The organism is Sphingopyxis flava (genome assembly GCF_900168005.1).
Classification (GTDB): domain Bacteria; phylum Pseudomonadota; class Alphaproteobacteria; order Sphingomonadales; family Sphingomonadaceae; genus Sphingopyxis; species Sphingopyxis flava.
The window spans coordinates 1-1479 of the sequence record NZ_FUYP01000100.1; the positions used below are offsets into that span (position 1 = coordinate 1).

A 1479-nucleotide genomic window follows, 5' to 3' on the forward strand; every position below is an offset into this window, starting at 1 on the left:
GGGGCTGCGCCCCTCCCTACGATCAGACCAGACAACCGATCCTACCGGCCATCATAGTCGCCGCTCAACCGGCCATCGTAGTTGTCGCCGCGCAGGTACGGCAACACCCGGCATGGGCTACAATCTTGACATTTCCCCAGTACAATGCATATGTTCATGCATATGCAAAGGAGGTCGATATGGCCCGGAAAAAAGCAGTTTCCGTCCCTCCACGAGAAGCCAAACTGTTCCGGAACAACAAGAGTCAGGCTCTGCGCATCCCTGCCGATTTCGAACTTCCGGGTGACCGCGTGATGATCCATCGCGATGGCGACCGCCTCATTATCGAACCGGTACGCCGCAAGAATCTTCTGGAAGTCCTCGCATCCCTGCAGCCGCTCGGGCCCGATGATCAGTTTCCCGATGTCGAGGACACATTGCTCCCGATAAAGGCCATCGACCTGTGAGCGGGCTCTATATGCTCGACACCAATACCGTCTCCGAGCTTGCCCGCAATCCGCAAGGATCGGTTGCCGCACGCATCGCCGAAGTGGGCCCGGATGCGATCTGTGTCAGCATCATCACCGCGGCGGAACTCCGCTACGGCTGCGCCAGAGCGGGTTCGCCGCGGCTGCTGGCGCAGATCGAGGCCATTCTGGACAGCCTCCAGATCCTTGCCCTCGATGTCCCCGCCGACACTGAATATGCCGGTATTCGCGCAGAGCTGGAAGCAGCCGGCAAGCCTATCGGGCCAAATGACTGGTTCATCGCTGCCCATGCCTATGCCCTGGAAGCGGTGCTGGTGACCGCGAATATCACAGACTTCTCGCGGATACGCGCACTCAAAGTCGAGAACTGGATCGCCGACCTTCATTGACCGGATGCCGGGCAATCACCGCATGGCTTTCGTCTAGCGCATCGGCTCGCTCCAGCGGCGGGCCGCCGCCACACGCTTCGCGATCGACCCTAACCCTTGAGATGACCTTCAGCTCCATAGCGGATCGGGGGGCCTTTGCCGTCCATTGACCTCATGGCCGGAGAGAGGAGGGGGGTGTGCCTTTGTGTTCACGCAACAGGAGAAGGCCATGTCCGACATCATCGACCTCGGCGGCGCGCCCGGACACGAGGATTGCGCGCAGCTCGGCCACACCCCCGACTTCGAGCGCCTCAACCGGCTTGAGGTCGCCGCCTATCGGGCCGCCGTCATCGCCCGCTTCGGCCCGCCCCCGGACGGGTGTGCCCTCGTCTTTATCACCAACCGGCACGACTTCGGCATCTATCGCACGCTCGGTCTCAAGGTCGATGCGGGCGCTTATCGTCGCGATCCCTCGGTCGCGGCCTATGTCGAGGCCGCCCAGGACGGTCTCGCCAGCTGGGTCGAAGCCGGTTTCGCGCCGCCGGTCCGCTACGACGACGGCCGTGCCCCCGCGGTCGACCGGGACCGTATCGACGACATCGTCATGGGTGCGTTGCTCGCGACGCGGCCCGACCCGTTGGGAC

The 1479-nt window shown here is 63.1% G+C and carries 3 protein-coding genes; all 3 read left to right on the top strand.

The window, feature by feature from the left end; translation table 11 throughout:
• Nucleotides 1-446 (top strand): antitoxin (locus B5X69_RS22170; RefSeq protein ID WP_235862807.1); only part of this gene is annotated, 446 nt, incomplete at its 5' end.
• An 11-nt stretch (nucleotides 447-457) separates the two neighbouring features.
• The gene (locus tag B5X69_RS20670; protein ID WP_197672744.1) at nucleotides 458-856 is read left to right on the top strand and encodes a type II toxin-antitoxin system VapC family toxin; all 399 of its coding nucleotides are present in this window, start codon (nucleotides 458-460) and stop codon (nucleotides 854-856) included.
• Nucleotides 857-1064: 208 nt separating this feature from the next.
• A partial coding sequence (locus B5X69_RS20675; RefSeq protein ID WP_079640340.1) for a hypothetical protein occupies nucleotides 1065-1479 on the top strand: 415 nt, incomplete at its 3' end.